This is a genomic window from Thermococcus gammatolerans EJ3 (assembly GCF_000022365.1).
Lineage (GTDB): Archaea > Methanobacteriota_B > Thermococci > Thermococcales > Thermococcaceae > Thermococcus > Thermococcus gammatolerans.
In genome coordinates this window covers 1,955,236-1,973,569 of the sequence record NC_012804.1, presented here as the reverse complement: position 1 = coordinate 1,973,569, position 18,334 = coordinate 1,955,236, and the positions used below count along the sequence as shown (strand labels likewise).

Genomic DNA, 18,334 nt, shown 5'->3' with positions numbered 1-18,334 from the left:
ATGATAGTCTAGTGCTTTTAACATATATAAGTATTTTGTGGCTTGATGTATACACTTGCCTGAGTAAAACTGGGATTCAAAGAGACTAAAAACACTCGGTCAGACGTTCAAGCGAACACTCCTTTATGTCTCTCTTAGGTACGTCGCCAAGAACCTTCAGCCCAGAACCCGTGAGAACCGAGACGACCTTAGCCCCCTCTGGAAGGTTCAGCTTTTCCAGAGCCGCTATCCCCGTTGCGCTCGCTGGCTGGACGAAGAGGCCTTCGCGGGCGAGCCTTTCCTGAGCTTTTCTGATTTCATCGTCCGAAACTGAAACGCAACCCCAGCCAAACTCCCTCAGGAGTTTCAGAAGCGCGTTGCCGCTCGGCGGGTAGGGGTTCGCTATTGCCTTCGCTATCGTTCTCGGGTTCTCGAAGCGCTCCACCTTTTCCCTCCCCTCGCGGAAGGCCATGCATATCGGAGAACAGCCCTCGGCCTGGACGGCTATCAGCTTTGGGAGGCCTTCAATGAGACCGCTCTTGTAAAGCTCGATGAAGCCCTTTGCCACTCCCCTGAAAAGACCGCCCGAGCTGGTCGGAATCAGAATGTAGTCCGGGCTTATCTCCTCGGCTATCTCAAATGCGATACTCTTGTAGCCCTCTATTCTGAGGGGGTTGTCCGAGTTCATGAAATAGACCCCGAGCCTTTCTCCCAGCTTGAGGCTCTCGAAGTAGAGCCTCCCGTAGTCGCCGTGAACCCTTATCACTTCTCCGCCGTAGACCGAGACGGCCTTTAATTTCTCGTCGCCCGCGCTCTCGGAGACGAGAATTTTAGCTTTAAGTCCGAAGCGGGTGGCGTAGGCAGAGACGCTCGCCGCCATGTTTCCAGTCGAGACCGTCCCAACGGTTTTGTAGCCGGCTTTGAGGGCATAGCTCATCGCCAGAAAAGTTCCCCTGTCCTTGAAGCTCCACGTCGGGTTCACAGTCTCGTTCTTGAGGTAGAGCTTTATTCCAAACTCGTCGCCGAGCCTTGACTTAACCAGCGGAGTGTCGCCCTCGCCAAGGGAAAAGTCAAGCGCGGGCTCGAGCGGCCAGAAGTCCCAGAACCGCTCCCAGACGCTCTTCCCTATGTAGGGTTCTCCCTCGAAGAGCTCGAACTCGACGGGCTCACCGCATCCACATCTTTGAAGCGGTTTGTCATATGTCTTTCCACAGATTGAGCACTTCAACTTCCCCTTCACTTTCATCGGTTTTCCCCTCCGAGAGGGTCTTTTTGGCCAGGAGTGTAACCCTCTGTTCGCTGGTTTTAACTGTAAATGTGGCGTAGTCGTCGTTTTTTGCAATTCTCTCAAGGAAGTTCCCAAAGGTTGTCGCGTGCTCGGGGGTGTCGAAGAGAACCTCCCACACCAGGAACCGCTCGGTTCCGTTGGTGCCGTTGACGTCCCCCATGATCAGCCAGTCTCCGTACCAGCCCTTGGCCATCTCCATTCCTTTCTCCCTGGTGGCGTTGTGTCCCCAGTAGATCAGGAACACGTAGTAGGCCCCCATCCTGTCGGAGTACCTTATTGTTGCGTTCTTTGGTACCAGCCTTTCTACATCGGCCCTGACGTCGATGGGCGTCCAGTTCTGGAGGTAGAAGCTGGGAAACATCACGACTTTGGTCGTATTCGGCAGATGGCTGTACATCTCGTTAACGAGCCTCCATCCCCCTGTGCGATAGAGGTATGCGACGAACCTGTCACCAAAGACGTAAGGGAAGATGCCCAGTGCCGTTACAGGATCCCTGGTGTAGAGGTCCGTTATCTTGTGGATCGGGATCCCCGTTTCGTTGCAGTAGATGTCCGCGACGAGGTCGGCATCGCCCTCTATCGCCGCCTGTATCGCCTTTGTGGTGTCGAGGGTCGGCCCGCCGTAGGGGGCATTGAACCACTGCTTCTGGAGAACGTGAACGGACTCATGAGCAATGACTCTCCTGGCCGTGTCCGGATCGGAGAGAAAGTTCTCCGCTATGATGTAGATCGTGTTACCGATCGTGACGGCTATCCATCCCACGCTCTGCTCGACCTTCTCGTGGACGTAGGGGTAGTTGGGGGGCAGGAGGAGGCTCATCTTATAGACGTCTTCCTCAAGCCTCATTCGCTTTATGTCTGGCCTTCCAGGCCTGAATCTTTCTCTGGCCTCTTCCCGTGTGAGAACCACTATCTCCGGATGTTCTTTGAAAGTCAATCCCCTGATCTCTTCGACCTTCTTCAGGATGGAGTTCACCTGGGAGAGGACATCGTTGCTCGTGTTCGTGCTGGCCGCGGCTAGGCTCACGAGGATTATCAAGACGAGCACCAGTGAGGTGAGGGTTTTCTTGAGGTCTTTCTTCTCCATTCTAACCTCCAGACCTTATTTCCAGGGGAAACCTTAAACGCTTTTCTTGGGAAACGTTTAAGTTCTCAGTCTCCAACTCACCTACCGGTGAGACGTGATGAGAATCATATGGTACGGTCACTCCTGCTTTTGGATCGAGACGAGGGGAGTTAAGATACTGATAGACCCGTACCCGGACGTGGACGATGATCTGATAGGGGATGTGGACTACATTCTGATAACGCACGAGCACACGGACCACTACGGGAAGGTCGAGCTTCTCTCCCGCCTCCGGGGTGCAACTGTGATCGGCCCCAAGCCCGTTTACCTGATGGCAATCGCCGACGGGGTCACGAGGGTTCGGGAGATCTCTGAGGGTGAAACCATAGAGCTTGGTGAGGGTGTAAAGGTCACTGCCTTCTTTATGGAGCATCCCTCGAGCCAGTACCCGCTCGGCTATCTCATCGAGGGGGATAAACGGCTCTTCCACACAGGTGACACTTACTCCTTCCCCTCACTCCAGAGGCTTCGCGGTAAGGTGGACGTCCTTCTCGTGCCCATAAGCGGTCGTTCAACGGCGAACGAGCGTGAAGCGGCTCAGATAGTTGAGGACATACGGCCGAGGATAGTCATTCCAATGCACTACGGTACCTATGGAAACGGCGATCCCGAGAAGCTCATAAACGAGCTCAGAAAGAACAGGATATTCGCCTTCGTCAAGGTGCTCAAACCCGGAGAAGAGTTCAACCTATGAGGGAAGAGCATGTTGAGTACAGGGGTAAAATCGCTCGACGAACTGCTCGGTGGCGGTTTTGGGGAGGGCGTCCTAACCCAGATTTACGGCCCCTATGCCACCGGAAAGACGACCCTCGCCGTTCAGACGGGTCTCCTGAGCGGGAAGAAGGTTGCGTACGTCGATACGGAGGGTGGCTTTTCCCCAGAGAGATTGTCCCAGATGGCTTCTGCAAGGGGCCTTGATCCTGAGGAGGCCCTTTCTCGTTTTCTCCTCTTCACCCCTGGCGACATCAGGGAGCAGAGGCGCGTCATTGGCTCGCTTAAGAGGCTTATTACCCCGGAGTTCAGCCTCGTGGTCGTCGATTCGATAACCGCCCACTACCGGGCTGAGGAGGACTGGCGCTCCCTTACCTCTGAGCTCGGCAAACAGCTTCAGGTTCTCCTTTGGATAGCAAGGAAGCACCGAATTCCCGTTCTCGTGATCAACCAGGTGCACTTCGATGCACGGGCTGAACGGACAAGGCCCGTAGCGGAGCAGACCCTTGGCTACCGCTGCAAAGACATCCTCCGCCTCGACAAGCTCCCAACACCTGGAAAGAGGGTGGCCATTCTCGAAAGGCATCGTTTTAGACCGGAGGGCGGCATGGTCTACTTCAAGATTACTGAGAAGGGCATTGAGGACGTTAGCGATTAAAATTTAAGGAGAAGAAACTCAAAACTTCGGCTCTATTTTCTCAAGCTCCTTCACAAGCTCGATCGTCGCTTGATAATTCCTACTACCCTGTAAACGTGCTCAAGCTCTTCGAGACTCAGCTTTCTTCCCTTCCTGCCATTGGGGGGCACTCAGGAATTTTTCCAAAAACTTTTTAGCTTTACAAACCTACTAATTATGGTGAGACTATGGGACTGACAAAGGTAACTAGAAATTACCAGATTACTATACCAAGCGAGGTTAGGAAAAAGCTCGGGATTAATGTTGGAGACGTGCTCATAGTTGAGGTGGAGAATGGAAAAATAGTCCTCAAAAAGAGCGATCTTGAGCTCCCAATGCTCCCGGGAGGAAAGGGGCTGACCGTTAAAGAAATCGAGAAGAAAATTCTCAAAGGACTTGGTGAGGAAGAATGACTGTCATAGACACCAACGTCTTCGTCTATGCCGTCCTGAGGGATTCTGAGTTTAACGAAGAGGCAAGGAAACTGCTCGCATCCTTGGAACGGTGGGTTGTGCCGAGCATAGTTCTGTATGAGCTCTACTGGTTTTTCAGGGGGGAAGGCTATAGAGTGGAGGAAATAAACGCCGTGATATCCTCAATCCTGGAGAGCCCAAGGACGAAGGTAGTGGGCGACAGCGGGAAGTACACAAAACGCGCGCTCGAACTGGCCAAAAATCCTAAACGCTTTAACGACATGGTAATACTCGCAACCGCCCAAGAGTTCGGTAGGCTCGTCACGTATGACAAAAAGTTAAGAAGGGATGCAGAGAGGCTCGGGATAGACTTGCTTCCCTAAATCCTCTCGTAGACTTCCTGCGTGATCCTCAGTACGGCCTTGTATAGCTTCTCGCTGATAATCCCGTCCTCGTAGTGCTCCCTGAGCTTGTCTTTATCTATTATCTCCTTCTCCCCGTCCGGCCACTTCACGATGTCGATCTCGAGGTCTATGTAGCGGGCCCTGTCTGGGTAGATCTCCACCGGTGTGTTGATGTTGTAGTACTCCCCCTTCAGGTTGCCGTTCCTGTCGTAGTAGCGGTGAACGAACCACCACTTGCCGGCCTCGATCTCAGTTATGGCGTAGTCGCCGAACTCTATGGGCAGGTCGAGGCCGTCGTAGAACTTGCCGGGTTTGAGGTTTCTCCTCAGGGTTATCCTGAGCGGGTTGAACGTTACCTCAACTATCTCTCCCGGTCCGAGTTTGTACCTCTGGCCGTCCGGCTTGTTGTGTTCGAGGAAGAAGAGCCACCCCTTCTTTGGCCCCTTTGAGTCGAGCAAAGCCTCCCAGAAGCCCTGATTGACCTTAATTCTCTGGCCGGGCACCTTCGCGAGGATCCCTTCGGCTATCTCAACGGCAAAGCTGAACTCCACGTCGTAGGCCTTGAGCATGTGGTGTCCCTCGACCGTTGGAACAACCCTGTTTCTTATTTCGTCAAGCTTTTTCTTCGCCCCTCCTCCGAACTCGACCTCGTATATGTTCCTTCCTTCAACGATCTGCTCCGGGGCGGATTTTTTCTCGGCTTCCTTGAGCCTGTCAGCGATCTTGGAGAGGCGTATTATCTCGTCCCTGAGGGTGTTCCAGTCCTTGTAAGCGGCGGCAGTCCTCCAGAGGATTCCCCACTCACCCATGTCTATGCTCAGGCCGAGTATTCTGAGCCTTTCTCTTTCAGAGCTGTCCCGTATCTTCCGGGAGATCTTGACGTGCCTCTGAACGCCGACGGGTTTCGGTATTAGCACAGCGTAATCACCGGGGATCGTCAGCATCGTGCTCAGGTGAGGAAGGAGGTTGTGCTTCTTGACCTGGACAAGGACCTCGTCGCCCTCGTGAAGGTTTTTTCCCTCCTCCACCGGAATCGTGCCTATCGCGTTCCCTATATCGACGTAGACGTAGCGTTCGTCCCTCTTTATAACAAGCCCTTTGTAAATGCCGTAGAGCTGATACGGAAGCTTCCGGAAGAGGACGTCTATAAACTCCTCCTCAAAAACTTCCTTAACTTTCTCAACCTCGGTACCGACGAGAATCACCCCGTGATGATCCCTCTTGTCGTAGATGTCCACGTCGAACTCGTCGTAGGTCTTCTCGATCCCGAGCCTTTCGGCTATCTTCTGGCTGGGCTGGCTGATCCTAAACCCCCTGTCGAGGAAGAGTTTCGTCAGGGCCGTGCTGTATATTCCCCTAACCCGAACTGAAACTCCTGTGTCTGTAGACACTTTCACCCCCCCGTTCCTTCCTTTCCACTACTCCAATGAGCGTGAGCCCCTCAAGGATCTCGCCGGCGTTCCTGACGCCGCTGAGCTTTTCAACGTTTCTCGCCTCAACCCACAGCAGTCCCATCCTGTGCCATCTGATTAGAGCCTCCTCGACCCGGTACACGTCCCCGGGATGGAGGTAGAGTCTCCTCATGAACACCAGGGACGTCTCGAGGGCTTTCTCTATTTCGTCAATTTTTTTCAGTCTCTCAACTATACCAGTGGGGACCTTTTTCTGATTTTCGCTTCCCCCGACCCGCTCGAGAAACTCTATGCTCTCGATCTCCTTTCCAATTGCCTGAAGTGCCTTCCTCATGGTGTAGTCGTATATGCGGTGGAAGTGTACGAGCCTGTCGAGTGAGGCCTTAAGTCTGGTTCTTTCGGAATAGTGGTCTGGCTTTGAGAGAATGCCGAGGAGTTCCTCAAGGCGGAACTTCATCTGGTGTTCGCTTTTCTGGACTTCCTTCAGGATGCCCTCAACATCTCCACTTACCGGTGCAATTTCACGGTACAGCTCGCTGATGAGATCCATCTTTTCCACTGACAGTGAGTAGAGAGATTTAACGGTGCGATAGAGCCCTTCAAGGCCTTCCTCTTCATAAAGGAGGGGGAACTTGGATTCGAACTCCCTGTGAAGGCCCTCTATCCTTGCCAGAATTTCCCGAACCCTTTCGGTCTTCATGTTTTCACCCCGGGCTCTCATTTTGTTCCTGCAACTACTTTACCTTTTCTCCTGTTAAGCACTTCAATTTAACCAAAAGGTTTTTTTAAGCTGAAGAGTTCATCATCTTGGTGGTTGAATGCCCCTCTACGACCGCTTCGGAAGGCCTGTAACGAACCTCAGGATTTCGCTCACGCAGGAGTGTAACTTCCGATGCTTTTTCTGCCACCGCGAGGGCCAGCGGTTTTTAGCCAAAAACGAGATGACGCCCGAGGAGATAGAGAGAATCGTTAGAATAGCCTCTCGTCTTGGAATAAGAAAGGTCAAGCTTACTGGCGGTGAGCCGACGGTCAGGGAGGACATCCTTGAAATCGTCCGCAGAATAAAGCCCTACGTGATCGACCTGAGCATGACGACCAACGGGAGTCGCTTAAAGGAGCTGGCAAAGCCCCTTGCGAAGGCCGGTCTCAATAGGGTCAACGTCTCGCTCCACAGCCTTAAACCGGAGGTTTACAAAAAAATTACCGGCGTTGACGCGCTCAACGACGTCCTTGAGGGCATCGAGGAGGCGGTAAAGTATCTTTCGCCAGTCAAGCTCAACATGACGGTCATGAAGGGCCTCAACGAGGGAGAGATATGGGACATGATAGACTTCTCCGCCAAAACGGGAACGATACTCCAGCTGATAGAGCTCGAAGCGCCGAGGGAGATGACTGAGACGGCCTTCTTCAGGAAGTACTTCTATCCGCTCAAGCCCGTCGAGCGGGAGCTCGAAAGGAAAGCCGTTGAAATCCGTGAGAGAACGATGCACAGGCGGAGGAAGTACTTTATCCCGACCGACTACGGCGTGGCCGAGGTCGAGGTCGTGAGGGCAATGCACAACACGGTCTTCTGCGCCAACTGCACGAGGCTGAGGGTCACCTCCGACGGGAAGTTCAAGACCTGCCTGCTGAGGAACGATGATTTGATAGACTTCCTGAGCGCGATGAGAAACGGTGCAAGCGACGCGGAGCTCGTCGATATCCTCAAAAGGGCCATTTTCATGCGCGAGCCCTACTGGAAGTGAGTTTTTAAAACCATCCTCTCAACTTTCTCCGGTGAGAATTTGCCTGCGCTTAAGGTTCCAAGGCGAGAAGCTGAACCAGTTAAAAGAAAGCTGAAGAAGCTCGGCCTCTACGACGGGAAGAGACGACCGAAGAGGGAGGATGACTTCGTTCTCCTACCAGTCATCGAGGACGAGAGGAGTTACACCCTCGGCTACGAGGTCTTGCCCGTTGAGCTTCCATTTCGGCCAGAGAGACAGATATACAAAAATCTGGAGAGCGTTTTGGCGGAGAGACTGAGCGAGGATGAGCTGAAGTACCTCAGGCGCTACGACGTTATAGGCGACATCGCCGTTATTCAAATCCCGCCCGAGCTGGAGCACCGCGTTGAGGACATCGTTTTCGCGTTGAGGAAGGTTCACCCGTTCCTCAAGGTGATAGCGAGGAAGGGCTTTCACGAGGGGGCCTTCCGAATCAGGGACTACTCAATAATCTGGGGTGAAAAGAGGCTCGAAACTGTCCACAGGGAGAACGGCGTCGAGATTAAGGTTGACCTAAGCAAAGCCTTCTTCAACCCGCGAATGAAGGGAGAACGCTATCGGCTGGCCCAGCTGGTGAAAGACGGCGAGAGAATTTTAATTCCCTTCGCCGGAGTTCTGCCCTACGCGCTCGTGATAGCAAGGTATAGAAAGGTCAAGATAACTGCCGTCGAGCTGAACAGGGAAGCCTACGAACTCGGCCTTGAAAACATAGAGCGCAACAGGAGGAGGCTGAAGGGCGAGATAGAGTTCATTCACGGCGACGCCTTCAAGGTTCTGCCCGAGCTCCCGAGCTACGACCGAGTTATAAGCCCAACGCCGAGGGGCGTTGACGCGCTAAGCTTGACTCTCTCAAAGGCCGAGCGCTGGCTTCACTACTACGACTTCGTTCACGAGAACGAGATTGAAGCATTCAGGCAGAGAATACTTGAGGAATGCCAAAAGCTTGGAAGGGAGTGCTCCGTGAGGGTGAAGAAGGTGAGCGACTTCAAGCCGCATGTGTTTAAGGTCTGTGCCGACATTGAACTCAGGTGAATGCTTTTAACCTCTGCCCGGTTATTTAAAGTGATGGAGAACGAAAAACTTAAACGCATCATGAGTCGCCTGCAGAGCCACTCTAACGAGCTGAGGCAGTTAGGTGTTAAACGGCTCTGGCTCTTCGGTTCTTACGTGAGGGGTGATGCGAGAGAGGACAGCGACCTCGACGTCCTCGTGGAGTTTGAAGAGGGCAAGAAGACCTTCGACAACTACATGGAGCTGAAGTTCCTTCTCGAAGACCTGCTCGGAGTGGAAGTTGACCTGATAACGGTCGAGGCGCTGAAGCCGAGGGTCCGGAAGTACGTATGGCGCGAGGCGGTGAGCGTTGAGGGACTATAGAATCTACATTGAGGACATTTTAGAAGCCATAGAGAAAATCGAGGAGTACACTGATGGGATGACGCTTGAGGAGTTCAGGATAAACAAGATGGTCGTAGATGCCGTCGTGAGAAACCTCGAGATAATCGGAGAAGCGTGCAGGGCAATCCCTCCTGAAATCCGGGAGAAACACCCAGAGGTAGAGTGGCGCAAGATAATTGGACTGAGAAACATACTAATCCACCAGTACTTCGGAATTGACGTCGAGCTAATCTGGGACCTTATCCAAAACAAGCTCCCGGAACTTAAAGAGAAAATGGAAAGACTATATGAAAGTTTACAAATTCCATAACCATATCAAAAACCTCCACAGCGGGACGCACTTCACAGTTTTCTCCCCAAACCTCTCCTCGCAGGAACGCCAGCCAGTAACTATTACGCCCTCCTTCAGGCCGAAGACGTCCATAGCCTCCAAGAGGCCTTCAACTTCCCGCTCCCAGCTCTCGTCGATGTCCCAGGTCACTTGAACGGCACGCGTTACCCTGAGGCCCTCCTTAACGATGAAATCAACCTCTCCCTTTCCGCGGTAATAGTAGACCTCACGGAAGCGCTGGCGGAGATGCCTCGCGACGGCGTTTTCGGCGAGCCTTCCAATGTTTCCTGTAAAGTGTATCCCCACGATGTTCGCTATTCCAGTGTCAATCGCGTACATCTTCTTCGGGTAGTGCATTGCGTCCTTAACTTTCGGCGAGAGGATTGGAACGCGGAAGCTCAGATAAGCTTCATCCATCGCGTCAAGAACACCATCAACGAAGTTCGGAGAGACTTTCCTACTCAGTATTCCAGCCAGCTCGTTCCTCAGCCTTGAAACGCTCACCAGTGAGGAAAACCTGCTCAGTGCCAGCTCGGCGACTATTTTAACAGCCCTCGCATCACGGAAGCCGTGCCTATAGACAATGTCCCTCAGGACTATGCCCTCAAAAAGCTCCCTCAGGAGTTCGAGCTTGAGGGCATCATCCTCCGTGAGAACAACCTGAGGAAAGCCGCCGAACTCGAGGTACTCTCTCATGAGGGCCTCGACCTTTCTCCGTTTACCCAGTAAGCGTTTGAAGTCAGCGGAAAATCCCCTGAATATCAAGAACTCCCTAAAACTAAGCGGGTAAACCTCCACCGGAAGAACCCTGCCTGTCAGGAGCGTTGAGAGCTCGGAGCGAAGGAGTGAGGAGGTAGAGCCCGTAACTATGACCCTCGCCTCGCTGAGGTCGAGAACCTTTCTGACCCACTTCTCCCAGCCCGGAACGTTCTGAACCTCGTCGAGAACCACGATGGGGCCATCGCCGTCGTAAACGTACGTCCTGTAGGCAGAAAACACCTCCTCGAGGAACTCGGGCGAGAGGTAGGGGGAAAAGCGCGGGTCTTCGAGGTTCACGTAGAGCGTCCCCTCTGGAGGAAGGCCATCATCTATGGCTTTCTTCAGGAAAAGCCCCGCGAGAGTAGTTTTCCCAGAACGTCGGGTCCCCACAAGCGCAACAACACCTGCGGAGAGTTTCCTCTCAATTTCTGAGAGGTATTCGTCCCTCGGTATGGCGTTCCATTTTCTACCGCCCCAGAGGTTGTAGGGCGCTAAAACCTCAACTATCTCCTCCCTTGTGAGCACTTCTTCCCACCAAAGGAGTATAGAATACTTGAGATTTTATATCTTTCGGAATATAAAAATTGCAAAGATTTGTATTGCAAAGAATACAAAAGGCGAAACTCACTTCTTCAAGAAATCAAACAGCGTCGCCTGCTTGCCCTTCTTCTTTTCGGGCTTCTTCTCCTTCTTCCCCACGGGCTCTATCTCCCTCTCGGCCTCCTCAAGCTCTTCCTCGCTGAGTTCCTCCCCTTCCTCAGGTTCTCCTTGAGGGACTTCCTCAGTCTCCCCGGTTTCTTCGGCCCCTTCCGACTCCATCTCCTCTTCTTCCTTCTCCTTCGCTTTCCTGAGGCCCTCGCGAACGCTCGTCTCCAACCTGCCCCGCTCCTTAAGCTTCTTCTCGATGTTCATGGCTTTGCCCCAGATTGTTTTTGCCTTTTCGGAGTCTCCAGCGAGGAATTCAACCTCCTTCTCGCTGAGGTCGAGGAAGACCGTGAAATGAGCGGCCAAATCTGGGTTGCTCTCGAAGATGACGCGGAGGTAATGGAGGGTCTCCAGGGCCTCGAGCCTGGCCATGTGCATCTCCTTCATGACCTTCTTGACTATCGAGTCCCTGAGCGTTCTCTCAGTCTTGCTCTCGGTGAGGAGCTTTATCGTCTTCGGCGGGTAAATCCTCACGAAGCCCTTCTTCTTGACTCCTGCAACCGCCACTCCAGCTGTCATCATGTCGGTGGCGTACTTCCAGAGCGAGTAGTTGCCCGTCCTCTTCGCCCTGCCGAGGTATATGTCGGCCCTGCTGAGGGCCTCGTAAGCCCTCGCTATGTCCTCGGGCTTGTAGTAGACATAGGGCACGTTCTCGTCAATCCAGAGGAGGAGCTCGTCGGGGAACATGTCCACGCCGAGGACAGCTATTTTCGCCCTCTTGGCGTTGTCGGTCGCGAAGACCTGGGCCAGAGCCTGGAAGACGCTCTTCTCGACGTCGCGGTAGGCCAAAACTTCCTTTGCGTCCTCGACACCACCCGTAACCACCGTCTGGAGGTCGTTTATCGCCGCCCTTAAATCGCCGTTCGCGCGCTTGGCTATCTCATAGAGTATTTCCTTCGGAACGGTCTTTCCTTCACGCTTGAGAATCCTCACGAGGGCCTTTATGATGTCCCTCTGCGTTAGCCGCTTGTACTCGACTATCTGGGCCCTGTTGCGAATCTCCTTGGGAACCTCCCAGTAGTGGTTGGCGCTCATTATGATGGGATTCCTGGCTCGGTCTATGAGCTTCGCTATCTCTCGCGCACCGCTCGGCTCTATGTTGTCCGCCTCGTCGAGAAAGATTAGCTTCCTGCGCTTTCCGAGGATGTCCATCGTATAAGCGGCCTGAACGTAGCGCTCTATCTTTTCGTAGGTTCTCTCGTCGCTCGCGTTCAGCTCGATGACCTCGAAGCCGTACTCGTTCGCCAAAGCATAGACTGTGGTCGTCTTGCCGACGCCTGGAGGTCCGGCGAGAATTAGGGCCTTCTTCTTCGGGGGGTTGCCGTGAAGCCAGGCCTCGACCCAGGCCCTCACCTGCTCTATTGCCTTCTCCTGGTTCACTATCTCGCTCAGCTTCCTCGGGCGGTATTTCTCAACCCAGGGAACCTCGGTCATGGCAATCACTTGCCCTTCTTGTCACCCATAATCGTGAACTGGGCGAGTAAAGCTTCAAGCTGTATCATCTCGTTGGCGCCTTCAACTAGGCGGAAGTTGTACTCGCCTATCTTGTCCGCCAGAGCGACCTTCTTGTCCTCCGGAATCGGCAGGTTGAAGACTTCCTTGTGCATCTGAATCAGCACGTCCTCACCGCTGAGGCCCTGCTTGAGGAGTATGTCCCTCAACTTGTCCCTCGCCTTCAGGAAGTTGCCCTCCAACGCTAAGGTCATCATCTCGCGAACGTCTTCGGGACGAGCTCTGCTGGCAACGAGGAAGACGTTCTCGTCGGTTATCTTCTTGTCCAGAGCGGCCGCCGCCTGGAGGACGTTGATGGCCCTCCTCAGGTCGCCTTCGGCAACGTAGAGAATCGCCTGAAGGCCCTCCTCGGTGAGCTCAAGCCCCTCCTGCTCGGCGATGTACCTTATACGCTTCGCTATGTCCTCGTCGTTGAGGGGTCTGAAGCGGAAGATTGCACACCTCGACTGTATCGGCTCGATTATCTTACTGCTGTAGTTGCAGCTCAGGATAAAGCGGACGTTGTTGGAGAACATCTCCATCGTTCTCCTCAAGGCCTGCTGGGCGTCCTGGGTTAAAGCGTCGGCCTCGTCGAGGAAGATTATCTTGAAGCTCGCCCCGCCTATCGGCTTCGTCCTTGCGAACTCCTTGACCTTCTCGCGGATGACATTTATCCCGCGCTCATCCGACGCGTTCAGCTCTAAGAAGTTATGACGCCAGTTTTCGCCAAATAACTCCCTCGCAAGGGCCAGAGCCGCACTGGTCTTTCCCGTGCCCGGCGGTCCAGCGAAGAGCAGGTGGGGCATCGAACCGGTTTTAGCGTAGTGTTTTAGCCTCTTGACTATGTGCTCCTGACCAACGATGTCATCGAGCCTCTGAGGGCGGTACTTTTCAACCCAGGGCTTCTCGAGAACCTTAACTTCTCTAATCTCCTCGGCCATGTATTCCACCTAAACCTTTATGAGAGCCAAGAGTTTAAGGGCTTTGCCATGGACCCGCTTGAGCACGCCTCGATTCCGAGCCTCGTTTACCTCGCACTCTCAAACGAGCCGACGCTGACGGGACTAACAGCACTCGTCCTCGGCGCGGTCTTCCCCGACCTCGATGCTTTGGCTGAGGAGCACCGCTCATACCTCCACTCCCTCCTGCCCTTTCTCCCGGCCCTTCTCCTCGGCCTACACCTCGAAGGTCCCTTCCTCCTCTTCGCCCTCGGCTGGGGAAGCCATCTCTTCCTCGACTTCTTCACCGGCGTCGTGCCCGTTGCTTACCCGCTGTCGAGGAGGGGCTGGGGGTTGTCAATCATCGTCACAGGGCCGAGAAATTTTAGGATTGAGCTCAGACTAATCGAAAGATATCCTAACAGAAAGCACGACTACAGGCTTGAAATCGGCGGAAGCTTCGCGCTCACCCTTTTGGCAATCTTCACGGCAATAATTAGACTGAACTAACAGGTTCAGTGCAAAACTTTTATACCTCGATGACCATGTGTAAACGGTGGTTCTCATGGGGAAGCTTGACTGGATTAGGGAAGAGCTCCAGGAGCTCAAGGATAAGGGCCTCTACGTGACCATTAGAAAGCTCGAAAGTGCCCAGGGCCCGTGGGTCATCGTTGATGGCAAGAAGGTTCTCAACATGTGCTCCAACAACTACCTCGGCCTTGCCGCGCATCCTGAGATTAGATACGCGGCCATAAGGGCCATCCTCGACTACGGCGTTGGCGCTGGAGCCGTGAGAACGATAGCGGGAACGATGGAGCTCCACGTCGAGCTCGAGGAGAAGCTCGCCAAGTTCAAGAAGAGGGAAGCCGCTATCCTCTTCCAGAGCGGTTACAACGCGAACCTCGGGGCAATAAGCGCCCTCCTCAAGAAAGGGGAAGACGGAGTCTTTATCAGTGAGGAGCTCAACCACGCGAGCATAATAGACGGAATGCGCCTCAGCGGTGCGCCGAAGGTCATCTACAAGCACATCGACATGGAGGACCTCAAGAAGAGGCTGGAGGAGAACAAGGACAAGAAGAAGAAAATCATCGTCAGCGACGGTGTCTTCTCAATGGACGGTGACCTCGCCCCGCTTCCTGAAATGGCCGAGCTGGCCGAGCAGTACGATGCCATACTCTACATAGACGACGCACACGGTGAGGGTGTCCTCGGTGACAGCGGAAGGGGTATAGTTGACCACTTCAAGCTCCACGACAGGGTTGACTTCGAGATGGGAACGCTGAGCAAGGCCTTCGGTGTCATCGGCGGTTACGTTGCCGGTCCCGAGGAGGCCATTGAGTACCTCCGCCAGAGGGCGAGGCCGTTCCTGTTCTCAAGCGCTCCCAACCCACCTGACGTCGCGGCGGCCATAGCGGCCGTTGAGATTCTCCAGAGGAGCGACGAGCTGGTCAAGAAGCTCTGGGACAACACCCACTTCCTCCAGAACGGGCTGAGAGACCTCGGCTACGACCTCGGAAACACCAAGCACCCGATTACGCCTGTTATGCTCTACGACGAGAAGCTCGCCCAGGAGTTCAGCAGGAGGCTTTACGACGAGTACAACATCTTCGCGCAGGCCATCGTCTATCCGACCGTCCCGCTTGGAACGGCCAGGATAAGGCTCGAGCCGTCAGCGGCCCACAGCAAGGAGGACCTCCAGTACGTCATAGATGCCTTCGAGGATTTGGGGAAGAAGACAGGGTTCTTGAAGTGAGTATTTGTTTCAATCTTTTTTGGGTTTCTTTTCAAATTTTTGAGTTTGGAGATCGTTGAAAATTGGATAATCGATGATTAGATCCTTTTGATCTTTTATAGAAGGTTTTTTCATCTTTTTTCTCAAAAAGTTTAAATATTCTAATTAAGTATTAACCATATTGGAGTGATAACAGTGAGTGAAAGTGTAGCTTACTTTAATGTAATTACAGCCATAGTAGTGCTCATTGTTATGTTTACGCTCTTAATAATGAGTGTAAAATACAGACGTGAGTTTAGGGAACATTATCCAAGACTGGCAAGTGCTTACGATTGGATGATTTTGGCATGGCTTGGATTCTCTCTGGCAAAGTTTACTGTTCTCCCGGTTGAACTTATGGAAGGAGACCTGCTAAATCTCTCTAATTCTACAGTGCACCAGCTTGAAGCCTTGTGTAACATCATCTGTGGTGTTGCACTGGCTCTCTTGACCTATGGGTGGTTTCATCTACTCAAGGAGATGCTGGTGCACTATGAGCTCGTTCCCGTTGTGGAGCTTAGCGGAGATGGAGGAACCGAGAAAATGGTACCCGGACTCTACATAGTAGGTGTTAAAAACGGCTTGTCACTTCTTAAGAAACTCATTGGGGGGAGGGCAGTTGTTATAATATCAAGAACCCCTCCAGTTTTCTTCAAAAATACCCTCGGGATTGAGAAAAGTCCTGTTCTCTGGTTGACTCCAATTGGAGGAAAAGATACGGTTCATCCCCGAAGACTTGAGTATCTTACCCATCTTTTAGTTCAGTTTATGCGAAGGAATGATGCGGAAAAGGTGATATACCTTGATGGGGTGGAATACCTAATAACCGAAAATGGGTTTATCCCTGTCTTTAAGTTTCTGGCGAACATCAAGGATCATGCCGTAATAAGCAACACTGTTATTCTAGTTCCGATAGACCCCAAGTCTATAGGGGAGAAGGAATTTAGGCTCTTGACCAGGGAGTTTGAAGTTTTATCTAATCAGTCCTGACATCTAGTTCTTGCTTAATTTCTTGAATTAGATACAGGAAGTACTTTTTGTAGCCTTTATATCCTGCTTTTTTATTTTCTAAATCAATTATATGACCGGCAATTTCATTTATTCTTAAAACTGGTTCATGAATTTCATCAATGAATTCTTTTTTCTTTTTTGTGATAAATCCAAGTTTTATTAAAAATCCTACATAGTGATAGCAATTAAATACCTCTTGGATTGCATCATACAAATCAGGGTATTCTTTCTCCAGTTTTTTTAATTCTTCGACTGTTTTTGTTTTAAGAATTATTTCTTTGTTTTGATAGATCATACGACGATATTTTCTAGTTTCTCTTATGTAATCGTACGCTTCTTTCATAACTGCTAGTTCCCGTTGATAACTATTTTCTCGAACTTGAAGAGCAGCATATATAACTGAAGCGGCTAGGAGTACTGTTGAAATAGCTTGTAACATGTTGTTATCTACTACTATCATCTCAATCACCGTTTTTAAGTTTTTATTTTTCTTACAATCTTTATTTTCTTTATTCCTAATGAGATTTCCAATATAGGATGTAGTAGATGTATTAAAAAGTTAATCCATAGGTATGCATAGGTATAATTGCTAGTGCCAAAATACATGATCATCAATTATTTAAGATCAGCGATCAATATAATGATCAAATACATCACAACTCTTAAAGGGGCATTTAAATCGCTCCAGCCCAGTATCCAAAAATAATGAGGAAAAACGCTGTTAGTATTATCGAAATAATCCCAGATGATCCATGTGAACAAGTATCCGCTAACACTAACTATCATTAGCTCTTTCTTTCTCTCTGGAGCCTCGCTTAGACCGTAAATCCCAGCGTTGACCATCAACCTATTGTCAAGCACAGGGATGAGGACGATTCTGAAAATTAGTGAGATCACGGCGGATATTATGAACCCAACCAGAAGGAAGCTGGATTTATAAAACACGCTAACTATTAGGGGGGAGTACTCGATTAGGGCGATTGCCAAGGAGAGCCCTAAGAAAGTCAAGAGCACTCTTGCGGTAAGAGGTGATTTAAGATGGAGTACATGATACATTGCTCTTAAAATCAGCCAGGGGACACCGGAGGAAATCCATCCGGCAAGGAAGAATATGGTAACTAGGAGGGTTTCATTCATAGGACATCCTCCTAAAACCTCACCCACTCGACCTTGTAGTAGGTAACATCGGCGTCCTCATCAACTATCGCCATAATCATGTTCTTCCTGACGCCATGGGCAACCCTAACCCTCGCCGTTATGTCGTTCGGGCTCAGGCGGGAGTTCTCTGGGAGAACCCACACGAGCCACTGGGAGTGCTCGTCCATTCCGCGCCTGTAAACGCGGAAGTGCGAGCCGAACTTTAAACCTGACTTGACGGTGTAGCCCCTGTCGCGCAAATCCTTGTAGACGAGGTACTTAGCGTCGAACAGCTCGTCCCTCTCTCTTCCGAGGTTCATGAGCTCCTCGACGGTTAGTTTTCTCTTTCCCTCCCTGACCTCTATCTTGCCCCTCTCGACGAGGTATGTGGCTTCGAGCAACGAGAGGAAGAGCTTGCCCTCCACCAGCTTTCCGAAGTGGCGCTTGTTGTAAAGGCCGTTTATCGCGTTCTGGTCGGTTGAAAAGACCCTGTCCCCGCTCAGGTAAAAGACTATCATCAGCTTCCCCTCCATTCCTCAGCAGGCAGGAGCATGTAGTAGGCATCTTCGCCGTCCGAGTAGTAGCCGATAATCCGCTTCACCTTCCGGAAGCCAAAGCGCTCGTAGAGCTTTATGGCCTTTTCGTTGCTCACGCGGACTTCGAGGCCTATGTACCTTGCCCCCCTTGCGATGAGCCTGTTTATCGCCTCGGTTAGCAAAGCGGAGCCTATGCCGTTCCCCCGGTAGCGTTCGTCGACGGCTATGCTCATTATGTGGCCCTCAAGGTCGGGCCTGAGATAGGCCATGACGTAGCCGATTACCTTGCCGTTGTATTCTGCAACGAGAAACGTCTCCGGATTGTTCTCGAGGAAGACTAGGAAGAGACCTCTAGGGTAGGCCTCGCGGAAGGACTCCCTCTCGATCCGCATTATCTCACTTATATCAAAAAGCCTTGCGGGTCTTATCGTGACGAGTGCCAGGGGAATCTTTCCGCTCAGTTGCTTTACTGAAACGCTCATGTTTAT

At 52.0% G+C, this 18,334-nt stretch carries 22 protein-coding genes; 11 read left to right on the top strand and 11 right to left on the bottom strand.

From position 1 onward, the window contains the following. Positions 1-85 precede the first annotated feature (85 nt). Together thrC and TGAM_RS10545 are read right to left on the bottom strand one after the other, a co-directional pair. Positions 86-1,225, bottom strand: coding sequence for a threonine synthase (gene thrC, locus TGAM_RS10550; RefSeq protein WP_015859682.1), 1,140 nt, complete (start codon positions 1,223-1,225; stop codon positions 86-88). Beyond that, positions 1,176-2,354 (bottom strand): eCIS core domain-containing protein, encoded by a 1,179-nt coding sequence (locus TGAM_RS10545; protein ID WP_015859681.1) that lies wholly within the window; start codon positions 2,352-2,354, stop codon positions 1,176-1,178. The genes thrC and TGAM_RS10545 overlap by 50 nt, the downstream gene beginning before the upstream one ends. 97 nt (positions 2,355-2,451) lie before the next feature. On the opposite strand from TGAM_RS10545, the gene TGAM_RS10540 reads away from it, so the two are divergent. The 4 genes from TGAM_RS10540 to TGAM_RS10525 all read left to right on the top strand — a co-directional run bounded on the left by TGAM_RS10540 (position 2,452) and on the right by TGAM_RS10525 (position 4,576). Continuing rightward, the gene (locus TGAM_RS10540; RefSeq protein ID WP_015859680.1) at positions 2,452-3,087 is read left to right on the top strand and encodes an MBL fold metallo-hydrolase; all 636 of its coding nucleotides are present in this window, start codon (positions 2,452-2,454) and stop codon (positions 3,085-3,087) included. Between the two features lie 9 nt (positions 3,088-3,096). Continuing rightward, on the top strand, positions 3,097-3,762 hold the full coding sequence (gene radB / locus TGAM_RS10535) for a DNA repair and recombination protein RadB (protein ID WP_015859679.1): 666 nt from the start codon (positions 3,097-3,099) through the stop codon (positions 3,760-3,762). A gap of 206 nt (positions 3,763-3,968) precedes the next feature. Next, positions 3,969-4,193 carry an AbrB/MazE/SpoVT family DNA-binding domain-containing protein gene (locus TGAM_RS10530; protein WP_015859677.1) on the top strand — a complete coding sequence of 75 codons (225 nt, stop codon included), beginning with the start codon at positions 3,969-3,971 and terminating at the stop codon, positions 4,191-4,193. Further along, on the top strand, positions 4,190-4,576 hold the full coding sequence (locus TGAM_RS10525) for a PIN domain-containing protein (RefSeq protein ID WP_015859676.1): 387 nt from the start codon (positions 4,190-4,192) through the stop codon (positions 4,574-4,576). The genes TGAM_RS10530 and TGAM_RS10525 overlap by 4 nt, the downstream gene beginning before the upstream one ends. Here the strand turns inward: TGAM_RS10525 and TGAM_RS10520 are convergent. Together TGAM_RS10520 and TGAM_RS10515 are read right to left on the bottom strand one after the other, a co-directional pair. Beyond that, positions 4,573-5,988 (bottom strand): DUF402 domain-containing protein, encoded by a 1,416-nt coding sequence (locus tag TGAM_RS10520; protein ID WP_015859675.1) that lies wholly within the window; start codon positions 5,986-5,988, stop codon positions 4,573-4,575. The two genes, TGAM_RS10525 and TGAM_RS10520, sit on opposite strands and share 4 nt — an antisense overlap. Next, on the bottom strand, positions 5,954-6,709 hold the full coding sequence (locus TGAM_RS10515) for a hypothetical protein (RefSeq protein ID WP_015859674.1): 756 nt from the start codon (positions 6,707-6,709) through the stop codon (positions 5,954-5,956). Before TGAM_RS10515 ends, TGAM_RS10520 begins: the two co-directional genes overlap by 35 nt. A 118-nt stretch (positions 6,710-6,827) precedes the next feature. Here TGAM_RS10515 and moaA point away from each other — a divergent pair, with 118 nt between their 5' ends. The 4 genes from moaA to TGAM_RS10495 are packed head-to-tail and all read left to right on the top strand — an operon-like array spanning position 6,828 to position 9,477. Continuing rightward, positions 6,828-7,754: a GTP 3',8-cyclase MoaA gene (moaA, locus tag TGAM_RS10510; protein ID WP_015859673.1), complete on the top strand. Its 927-nt coding sequence runs from the start codon at positions 6,828-6,830 to the stop codon at positions 7,752-7,754. A gap of 39 nt (positions 7,755-7,793) precedes the next feature. Then, positions 7,794-8,804, top strand: a complete 1,011-nt coding sequence (taw22, locus tag TGAM_RS10505) for a tRNA (guanine(37)-N1)/4-demethylwyosine(37)-methyltransferase Taw22 (RefSeq protein ID WP_015859672.1) — start codon at positions 7,794-7,796, stop codon at positions 8,802-8,804. A gap of 33 nt (positions 8,805-8,837) precedes the next feature. After that, complete coding sequence (locus tag TGAM_RS10500) at positions 8,838-9,146, top strand: nucleotidyltransferase family protein (protein ID WP_048811364.1); 309 nt, start codon at positions 8,838-8,840, stop codon at positions 9,144-9,146. Further along, positions 9,133-9,477 (top strand): HepT-like ribonuclease domain-containing protein, encoded by a 345-nt coding sequence (locus TGAM_RS10495; protein WP_015859670.1) that lies wholly within the window; start codon positions 9,133-9,135, stop codon positions 9,475-9,477. The genes TGAM_RS10500 and TGAM_RS10495 overlap by 14 nt, the downstream gene beginning before the upstream one ends. Here the strand turns inward: TGAM_RS10495 and TGAM_RS10490 are convergent. The 3 genes from TGAM_RS10490 to TGAM_RS10480 all read right to left on the bottom strand — a co-directional run bounded on the left by TGAM_RS10490 (position 9,463) and on the right by TGAM_RS10480 (position 13,394). Beyond that, the gene (locus tag TGAM_RS10490; RefSeq protein WP_015859669.1) at positions 9,463-10,782 is read right to left on the bottom strand and encodes an ATP-binding protein; all 1,320 of its coding nucleotides are present in this window, start codon (positions 10,780-10,782) and stop codon (positions 9,463-9,465) included. The genes TGAM_RS10495 and TGAM_RS10490 overlap by 15 nt on opposite strands. A 99-nt stretch (positions 10,783-10,881) precedes the next feature. After that, a complete protein-coding gene (locus TGAM_RS10485) occupies positions 10,882-12,396 on the bottom strand; it encodes a replication factor C large subunit (RefSeq protein WP_048811363.1) in 1,515 nt (504 codons plus the stop codon). 5 nt (positions 12,397-12,401) lie between these two features. Next, complete coding sequence (locus TGAM_RS10480; protein WP_048811362.1) at positions 12,402-13,394, bottom strand: replication factor C small subunit; 993 nt, start codon at positions 13,392-13,394, stop codon at positions 12,402-12,404. Between the two features lie 48 nt (positions 13,395-13,442). On the opposite strand from TGAM_RS10480, the gene TGAM_RS10475 reads away from it, so the two are divergent. The 3 genes from TGAM_RS10475 (at position 13,443) to TGAM_RS10465 (ending at position 16,152) form a co-directional block, all read left to right on the top strand. Beyond that, on the top strand, positions 13,443-13,901 hold the full coding sequence (locus TGAM_RS10475; RefSeq protein ID WP_048811361.1) for a metal-dependent hydrolase: 459 nt from the start codon (positions 13,443-13,445) through the stop codon (positions 13,899-13,901). Positions 13,902-13,956: 55 nt separating this feature from the next. Continuing rightward, a complete protein-coding gene (locus tag TGAM_RS10470; RefSeq protein WP_015859665.1) occupies positions 13,957-15,144 on the top strand; it encodes a glycine C-acetyltransferase in 1,188 nt (395 codons plus the stop codon). 165 nt (positions 15,145-15,309) lie between these two features. Next, on the top strand, positions 15,310-16,152 hold the full coding sequence (locus TGAM_RS10465; protein WP_015859664.1) for a DUF835 domain-containing protein: 843 nt from the start codon (positions 15,310-15,312) through the stop codon (positions 16,150-16,152). Here TGAM_RS10465 and TGAM_RS10460 read toward each other — a convergent pair. From TGAM_RS10460 to rimI, 4 genes are all read right to left on the bottom strand, one after another. Next, positions 16,139-16,642: a hypothetical protein gene (locus TGAM_RS10460; RefSeq protein WP_015859663.1), complete on the bottom strand. Its 504-nt coding sequence runs from the start codon at positions 16,640-16,642 to the stop codon at positions 16,139-16,141. The genes TGAM_RS10465 and TGAM_RS10460 overlap by 14 nt on opposite strands. 146 nt (positions 16,643-16,788) lie before the next feature. Beyond that, complete coding sequence (locus TGAM_RS10455; protein WP_048811358.1) at positions 16,789-17,310, bottom strand: hypothetical protein; 522 nt, start codon at positions 17,308-17,310, stop codon at positions 16,789-16,791. A gap of 11 nt (positions 17,311-17,321) precedes the next feature. Next, positions 17,322-17,828 carry a tRNA-intron lyase gene (gene endA / locus TGAM_RS10450; protein ID WP_015859661.1) on the bottom strand — a complete coding sequence of 169 codons (507 nt, stop codon included), beginning with the start codon at positions 17,826-17,828 and terminating at the stop codon, positions 17,322-17,324. Continuing rightward, complete coding sequence (gene rimI, locus TGAM_RS10445; RefSeq protein WP_015859660.1) at positions 17,828-18,328, bottom strand: ribosomal protein S18-alanine N-acetyltransferase; 501 nt, start codon at positions 18,326-18,328, stop codon at positions 17,828-17,830. Before rimI ends, endA begins: the two co-directional genes overlap by 1 nt. Positions 18,329-18,334 lie beyond the last annotated feature (6 nt).

Bases quoted from the DNA above. Each gene is read 5' to 3' on its own strand.
- TGAM_RS10455 (WP_048811358.1), bottom strand. From the start codon at position 17,310: ATGAATGAAACCCTCCTAGTTACCATATTCTTCCTTGCCGGATGGATT.
- radB (WP_015859679.1), top strand. From the start codon at position 3,097: ATGTTGAGTACAGGGGTAAAATCGCTCGACGAACTGCTCGGTGGCGGT.
- TGAM_RS10485 (WP_048811363.1), bottom strand. From the start codon at position 12,396: ATGACCGAGGTTCCCTGGGTTGAGAAATACCGCCCGAGGAAGCTGAGC.
- TGAM_RS10530 (WP_015859677.1), top strand. From the start codon at position 3,969: ATGGGACTGACAAAGGTAACTAGAAATTACCAGATTACTATACCAAGC.
- rimI (WP_015859660.1), bottom strand. From the start codon at position 18,328: ATGAGCGTTTCAGTAAAGCAACTGAGCGGAAAGATTCCCCTGGCACTC.
- TGAM_RS10500 (WP_048811364.1), top strand. From the start codon at position 8,838: ATGGAGAACGAAAAACTTAAACGCATCATGAGTCGCCTGCAGAGCCAC.
- endA (WP_015859661.1), bottom strand. From the start codon at position 17,828: ATGATAGTCTTTTACCTGAGCGGGGACAGGGTCTTTTCAACCGACCAG.
- TGAM_RS10470 (WP_015859665.1), top strand. From the start codon at position 13,957: ATGGGGAAGCTTGACTGGATTAGGGAAGAGCTCCAGGAGCTCAAGGAT.
- TGAM_RS10480 (WP_048811362.1), bottom strand. From the start codon at position 13,394: ATGGCCGAGGAGATTAGAGAAGTTAAGGTTCTCGAGAAGCCCTGGGTT.
- moaA (WP_015859673.1), top strand. From the start codon at position 6,828: ATGCCCCTCTACGACCGCTTCGGAAGGCCTGTAACGAACCTCAGGATT.
- TGAM_RS10515 (WP_015859674.1), bottom strand. From the start codon at position 6,709: ATGAAGACCGAAAGGGTTCGGGAAATTCTGGCAAGGATAGAGGGCCTT.
- thrC (WP_015859682.1), bottom strand. From the start codon at position 1,225: ATGAAAGTGAAGGGGAAGTTGAAGTGCTCAATCTGTGGAAAGACATAT.
- TGAM_RS10525 (WP_015859676.1), top strand. From the start codon at position 4,190: ATGACTGTCATAGACACCAACGTCTTCGTCTATGCCGTCCTGAGGGAT.
- TGAM_RS10475 (WP_048811361.1), top strand. From the start codon at position 13,443: ATGGACCCGCTTGAGCACGCCTCGATTCCGAGCCTCGTTTACCTCGCA.
- TGAM_RS10545 (WP_015859681.1), bottom strand. From the start codon at position 2,354: ATGGAGAAGAAAGACCTCAAGAAAACCCTCACCTCACTGGTGCTCGTC.
- TGAM_RS10540 (WP_015859680.1), top strand. From the start codon at position 2,452: ATGAGAATCATATGGTACGGTCACTCCTGCTTTTGGATCGAGACGAGG.